This is a genomic window from Armatimonas sp., assembly GCF_964826245.1.
In genome coordinates this window covers 1-6,086 of record NZ_CBAYMC010000247.1, presented here as the reverse complement: position 1 = coordinate 6,086, position 6,086 = coordinate 1, and the positions used below count along the sequence as shown (strand labels likewise).

Here is a 6,086-nt window from a genome sequence, read left to right as displayed (position 1 = left end):
GAGCGAGGGTTTGTACCAGCTCTTCTTGAGCGGCGACGACCGAGGCCGCGTCTTGCGCAACACGGGTGACCGAGTCGGCGAGCTCTTGGATTCGCCCCGTGGCCACACTCTGGGAGGCTTGTGAGTACGAGGGCAACGAGGCGCGAAGTGCGCCGATCTGGCGATAGACCTCCTCACGCAGTGTCCGCGTGCGCCGCGCGAGCTTGGCGGCGTTCTGAAGCGCCCTTGCCCGCCGGATAGCCGCTTCTGCTTGGCGGTGTAGCGACTCCGCGATGATCTGATCGGGCTCGCGCTTGGACTTAAAGAGCAGCCCCTCGGCGTCCACCACCAGATCCCGGATCTCGTCTTCGTGAACCGGAGCGACTTCAGGAAGTGCCGCAACCGCATCGCTGAGGGAGCAGATCGTGCTTCGTAGCTCCGCCTCCGCCTCAACTTGGGAGACATTCAGCGCCTGAATCTCGGCCAGAAGCTCGAAGTAGGCATCTTCCATGGTGTGCTTCTGTGGCGGTGGGGGGAGCGGCTGGCCCAGAAGCGTGGAGAAGATCGTGTCCAGAACGGTCGGCACGACGGCGGTGGTCTGTGTACGCTGTGGCCGGAGGCGCTGAAGCTCCGCCGCGCTCACCGGGGTCTCGTAGAGCAGCTTCTGTCGCGCACGGGGCAGGAAAAAAACAAACGCACCCCCTGTGACCGCGCCGAGGATCAGCCCCATGAGAGGGTTGTTGTTGATCACCCCAAGGCCAACTCCCGTTGCCGCCGCGACTCCTCCCGTCTGGAGCATCTGCTTGCGCTCGGCCTTGGGATCGCCCGTTCCACCACGACGCTTGATGATCGCTTCTCCCAGGGTCTTGCCCAGATCAGCAGGTTTTAGCTCCACTATCGTACTCCTACTTGCTGCACTTGTGGTGTGTCCAGCTCCACGCGGGCTGTGGCCAGCGCGTCTGCCTCGCGAGCAACCCCACGGGCGACACTTGCCACTTGCGCGAGGCTCGTTGCATCTACTCCTGAGACGCTCGTCGAGCCCAGCTCTAATCGTAGGGCTTCGAGCTGGGCTTGAAGCTCTTGCCGCAACAGGCTGTTTCGCCGCAGAAGTGTCGAGGACTTTTCCATCGCGCTAGCGCTACGCTCTAGTGCATCTGCCCGACGCTCTAGCGACTCTGCAGCAACTCTGTCTGTTTCCGTCAGTGCCTGCTGGCGTAGCCCTTGCGCCTCGGCCCGTAAGCCCTCGGTATTGCGATTCGCCGTTTCTGCCGGAGCCGGGGGCAGGTGATCCAGCGCCATCCCAAGAACTTTAATCGCTTCTTTTAGCTCTTTTTGCGCGGCGTCTGGCAGGTTCGGCTGGGCAAGTGCCTCGCGAATCAGAAGTAAATAGGAGCGCTCCAGCTCGTCCTCTTCTTGCGCCAGAAGCAGATCGAGCTCCTGTGTACTGAGAGGAGTCTTTCCCCAGCGCCGCACCAGGTTCCGCGGCATCTGAGCCGCGATTCCAAAACCGGCAATCGAGAGTGCTCCGGAAATCCCCCCCCCGATCAGCATCTCAGGGCGCTGTCCCGCCTCTGCCAAAATCATCAGAGCAGGTGCGCCAAAGCCGATGCCCCAACCACCGCCGAAGCCTCCCACTAAATTATTGAGCTGGCCTTTTACGCTCTGAACCGCTTGAGTTGCTGCCTCACCCTCAAGGCCCGTCTCTTTTGCCCAGAAGCGCGTCAGAGCATTAGGGCTGGACGATGCTGAGAGTGCCGCGCGAAGACGGCGCCCTGAGCGTGGGTTTTGTTGACCAACCTGAGCCGCACGCATCTGGAAAAGAGCGATGGCACGGCTTTCACCGAGATCAGCGGGAATAAGTTCCATATTTGGAGTTCTAGCGCCGGGTAATCACAACCACAAGAAGGAAGATTGCCGCAACGCCTCCAAGCACCAGCACGAGCGGGCTGTACCAGCTCAAGAACTGGAAGATAAAGAGCGCGAGGGCGGCAAAGATTCCGATAATCAAACCGATTCTTGCCGCGCTTGACGGGTTTCCTTGCTTGTTGGCCGAGCGAGCGATCAGGTAGACCAAGAAGGGAAGCATGAACAAGCAGATCAAGAGCCCGACTCCCATCACAATCCACTTATCTACCAAGCTCTCCACAGCGAAGGAGTAGTAGGTACCATCTTTGCCAGGGTAGCGTGTTTTGATGCCTTTCTCGTTCTCTATCTCGAAATAGCCTGCATGGTCACCTTTGGCAAAGCCATTGACCTCCCAGGAGAGTGTCACCCCTGTCTCCACCTTAGCATTTTTGTAGTCGTCTTTGGCATCGAAGCTGGGCTCACCGTCTTTGGACTTGTCGTGGAACTTGGCGCTCTTGATTTCATAGCCGTCGGGGTCTTTGTACTCTAGATGTAGCGTGTAGTTCTCCCCGGCGCGGTAAAGGCTCTTGAGGTCGTCGGGTGCGGCGAGCGCCTTCAGCTCAGGCTTTGCCAGGGAGGGAAGTGCCAGCGCAAGTGTGGCAAAGAGCAGGCAGACAAGTCGGGACAATCTCATTTTCATCATTTAAACCAGTTTGGTCGGGTCACTAAATTTCAAGCGATTTTCTTTGATCACGGCACCGTTGCTGTCAACGACACTGACACGCACTTCATCGCCGTAGCGGAGTGGGGTTGGTTTCTCCAGCGGTAGCCCATTGTGGTAGACACGTAAGCCACTTCCCGGTTGCGGCTGTAAGGTGAAACCCCCGCGTGCGCCCTTGACGGTCGCGGCCACGGCTTTGGTTCCCCCCAGCGGGTAGGCATCCAGAGCGCCGGAGCCGCCTTCGCCGCCAAGTCGTAGAGTCGTACTGCCCCGCACGTCAAAGTCGCGCGGGGAGCCAGCTCCGGCAATGCGAAGCGGCATGGGCTTGGGGCGCAAGAGAGCAAAGGCACCGCCTGCCAGTCCGAGCCCGATCAGAGCGGCGATCAGGCCCACCGGAAGCTCATCGGGCTTGGGCGGCGGTGGTGCGCTGGTCTCTGAGGACGAGGCAGTGGGCTCTGGTGTCGCAACGATTCCCGCTTTAGGGGCGACCTTAAAGCGCTCTTTCGGGCGACCTGAAGGCAGGATCTCGACACCAATGCCAAAGGTCTTGCCACCGCTGCTTGTCATCCAGGCGAGCTGGGACTCGTAGTCTGCATTTTCGGAGGTGCCCGGGTACGTGTCGAGCTTGCCGGGAGTGTAGTACTTCAGGTACTCCGCGTAGGCTGCGGGAGTCTTTTTAGGCGGATCGTTAAACGAGTCTGTCAGGATCACGATAAACGGAGTCTTACCCGAGGCACGGGCGAGCTTGAGGGCCTCGTGATGCGGCTGCCGGATATTCGTGCCCTCACCCGGTTCAGGCTTGAGGGGAACCATTTCGAGGAGCTTGCGGCGGGCTGCTGGGGTCTGCGGAGTCTCATCAAAGACTTTCTTGTAGCTCGGCCCAAAGGTGTAGAGCACGACCTGATCGCCCTCACGCACACCGTCGGTCAAGATGGTCTGGATCGCATCCAGCATCTTTCGGTTGTAGCTGTCTACGGTCATAGACTCGGAGACATCGAGAATCAGCATGACACACTTAGGACTCTTGGCCTGAAGCCCCGAGACAATCTCACCCGTGTCGCTCTGCGCCAAGGCTGGCAAAAGAGCGCTCAGGAGAGCCAGAGAAGTGAGTAAAAAACGAAGCATCCGCACAGTAATTCCTATTGTACCGGATAGGACGCTTGGGGAGAGGTTTTAGTTACGGCCCACTCTTGCCGATACTAAAAGAAAGCGATACAATCGCCGGGTCTGCCCAACCGGGGTAGCCAGGAGAGCCCGAAATGTCGGACGGTTCCAGTTACGAACACCAAGAAAAACCCATGAAAGAAAATGCGACGGACGAAGGCTTAATGCCGTCGCGGCGGCTTTCACGCTCTTAAGCTTTTAGAGATAAAGCGATAGGGCACTGAAGCCCGTCGCGACTTCCCAAAAAACCTTCTCCCCGGCTGCATGATGAGCAACACTCACATGATCCGGATGGAAACACTCGAAAAGAACACCGAGCGCCTCGAAGAGGGCCTCCGTGATGTTCTTAATTCGCCTGATAACACTCCTCTTGTTGCCTTGCTCGAAGGCTACCACCCCGCCGATATTGCGGAGGTCATGGAGCGCCTAGACGATGATGATTCGATTCGCGTCTTCCGGCTCCTAGACTCCGTACGGGCAGCCGAGGTGCTCGATGAGCTTGACACGGACACGGCCCGCTACTTACTCGATAACGAAGTCCCCGAACGAATCGCCGCCCTCTTGGACTTGCTCCCGATGGACGATGCGGCAGAGATTATCGCCGAGGTCACCACGCGGGAGAAGCAGAAAGCGATTCTTCAAGATCTCTTCACGCGCTCCCCCGAAGATGCCGAGGAAGTGCGCGAGCTTCTGAGCTTCAAGCCCGGCACGGCAGGGCGCTTGATGACAGATCGCTTTATCAGCCTGCGGCCTGATGAGAGCGTGGAGTCCGCGTTTGCGACCGTGCGTCAGGGATCTGAGGAGGCCGAGACCCTCAATGTCCTCTATGTGCGTGAGGGCGAGCGGCTGGTGGGAGTTCTCTCGCTCCGTGACCTGCTCCGGGCACGGGCCGATCAGCTTATCACCGACATTATGGTTCGCGATATCGTCTCGATCCCGGCGGACATGGACCAAGAGGAAGTCGCCCGCCTCGTTGGCAAGTACGACTTTACGGCGCTTCCCGTTCTCCTGCCCGATGGCACGATGGCCGGAATCGTGACCGTGGACGATGTCGTGGACATTCTCAACGAGGAGCAGACCGAAGACTTCCTCAAGCAGAGTGGAATCTCTGCTGAGGCGGGGATGAAAAACCTCTCGTACTTCTCAGTGCCCATCTGGCGTGTGGTGCGCTCGCGGATCGGGTGGCTCTTGTTGCTGTTCGTCGGCGGGACTCTGACCGGAGAGATCTTGAAGTCCGCCCAGTCGTCGCTCCATCAAGTGACCGCACTGGCGACTTTTATCCCTCTGCTGATCGGAACGGGGGGCAACACCGGGGCTCAGAGTGTCTCGACGATCATCCGGGCGATTGCGCTGGGCGAAGTGCGAGGTCGCGACTTGCTCCTAGTGCTCCTGCGTGAGCTGTTTGGAGGGCTTCTGCTAGGCATGCTCTTAGGAGGGGTTGCCTTTGGCTGGACACGGGCGCGGGGAAACTCTCTGGAGCTGAGCCTGGTGGTTGCCCTGACAGTGGTGGCGGTCTGTACGTGGGCAAACTTGATGGGATCTCTGATCCCGATGCTGGCCCATAAGCTCAAGATTGACCCCGCTCTGGTCTCGGCTCCGCTCATCACCACCCTGGTGGACGCGACGGGCCTCGTGATCTACCTGGCTATCGCGCGGCTCTTGCTGACCTCGCTGCACTAGCGGCGAGGAGGCTTACTACGGAGCGCATTGGTGCCGCAGTGAAGCTCTCCCGCCGCCGTATGGTAAGGCTCCCAGATATCTACAAAGTGCACGGTCAGCCCAAGGGAGGAAAGCGGAGATGCAAGTGCACGGCGCAGGGGCGTAAAGCACGGGTCGGGCACAAAGACAGTCTTGCCGACGACGAGGCTATTGACCGGATTGGGAATCACGGCGAGGCCGTTTTCAAAGAGTGCCGGAACCGGAACAATATCCTCCTGCTCGATTCCCAGCTCGGCTTTTAGCTGCTCGCGCGTGGCCTTCAGTGCCCCTCGGATCTTCTTCTGCTCCGCGTTTTGTGCCAGTGCCTTGAGCTTACCCACCGTCGTCTCACCGCGCTTGCCCACAAACGCCGGCTGGTCATCGGCCAAGTTTGCCAGTGCCAAGAGTGCGGTATCCGGGCATGGTAGAAGCGCCCGCCAGCCCTTCCGATCTTTTTCCGGTGCGGGGATAAAGCTAATGACTTCGTCCACATGCCCGATAGTCAGCCAGCTCACGTCTATAAACACAGGCGGACACTGAGCCTTTTGTCTCTCTAAAAACGCCAGCGCCTCGGGGTGAAAGCTCAGCTCGCGCTGCTTGCCGGTGAGAATGCGTCCCTCGGGAAATCCGGGCACTGGGGGCGAGACCTCTAAGTTCCCGTACCAGTCAATCCAGCGCC

At 59.3% G+C, this 6,086-nt stretch carries 6 protein-coding genes; 1 reads left to right on the top strand and 5 read right to left on the bottom strand.

Translation table 11 applies throughout. The annotated features are described in order from the left end of the window. The 4 genes from AC1XOS_RS18605 to AC1XOS_RS18590 all read right to left on the bottom strand — a co-directional run. Positions 1-874, bottom strand: an 874-nt coding sequence (locus tag AC1XOS_RS18605; protein ID WP_481963716.1) for a hypothetical protein, incomplete at its 3' end; no start/stop codon positions are given. Then, on the bottom strand, positions 874-1,845 hold the full coding sequence (locus AC1XOS_RS18600; protein ID WP_481963715.1) for a hypothetical protein: 972 nt from the start codon (positions 1,843-1,845) through the stop codon (positions 874-876). The genes AC1XOS_RS18605 and AC1XOS_RS18600, both read right to left, overlap by 1 nt. Positions 1,846-1,855: 10 nt before the next feature. After that, entirely contained in the window at positions 1,856-2,518 is a 663-nt protein-coding gene (locus AC1XOS_RS18595) for a hypothetical protein (RefSeq protein WP_481963714.1), read from the bottom strand. A 9-nt stretch (positions 2,519-2,527) separates the two neighbouring features. After that, a complete protein-coding gene (locus tag AC1XOS_RS18590; protein ID WP_481963713.1) occupies positions 2,528-3,670 on the bottom strand; it encodes a vWA domain-containing protein in 1,143 nt (380 codons plus the stop codon). Positions 3,671-4,000: 330 nt separating this feature from the next. Between AC1XOS_RS18590 and mgtE the strand changes: the two genes are divergently transcribed. Further along, complete coding sequence (gene mgtE / locus AC1XOS_RS18585) at positions 4,001-5,389, top strand: magnesium transporter (RefSeq protein WP_481963712.1); 1,389 nt, start codon at positions 4,001-4,003, stop codon at positions 5,387-5,389. On the opposite strand, the gene AC1XOS_RS18580 is transcribed toward mgtE, so the two are convergent. Then, a partial coding sequence (locus AC1XOS_RS18580) for a protein-arginine deiminase family protein (RefSeq protein WP_481963711.1) occupies positions 5,386-6,086 on the bottom strand: 701 nt, incomplete at its 5' end. The genes mgtE and AC1XOS_RS18580 overlap by 4 nt on opposite strands.